The organism is Emticicia sp. W12TSBA100-4, from assembly GCF_040253585.1.
Taxonomy (GTDB): Bacteria; Bacteroidota; Bacteroidia; order Cytophagales; family Spirosomataceae; genus Emticicia.
Window position 1 is genome coordinate 1 of the sequence record NZ_JBELAU010000079.1, and the last position, 472, is coordinate 472.

At 36.7% G+C, this 472-nt stretch carries 1 protein-coding gene; it reads left to right on the forward strand.

Annotation, left to right across the window (positions count from 1 at the left end; genetic code table 11):
• A partial coding sequence (locus ABR854_RS25830; protein ID WP_350268735.1) for a hypothetical protein occupies positions 1-472 on the forward strand: 472 nt, incomplete at both ends.

The window sequence follows — 472 nt, forward strand, 5'->3', positions numbered from 1 at the left end:
CTCAGTAAGTATTCCTTATACTACTTGTGATAATGGAACACCACAGGCTTGTGCTATGGCTACATTATACATTAATGTAACACCAATTTGTACAAAACCAGTATTAACAATACAGAATATAGTATGTAATAGCACAGGTTATACAGTTACATTTAGCAGCAATGTATCATCAGTAAGTACAACTAACGGTACAATTAGTGGCAATACATTGACAGTAACTAATGGCAATACGACTTTAACAGCAACTTCAAGCTGTGGAGCGGTAACACAAATGTTAGTAACAGCACCAATTTGTCCAGTACCTAATATATGTACTCAAGTATCAAATTTGAGTGTAGGCCAAGCTGTATGTAACGGAGATGGGACATATTCAGTAAGCTTCACAGCACAGAATGGTAGTGTGATAAGTAATATAGGGGAAGTTTCGGGTAATAGTGTAATCAAAATCCCAGCAGGAACCAATGCCATATTG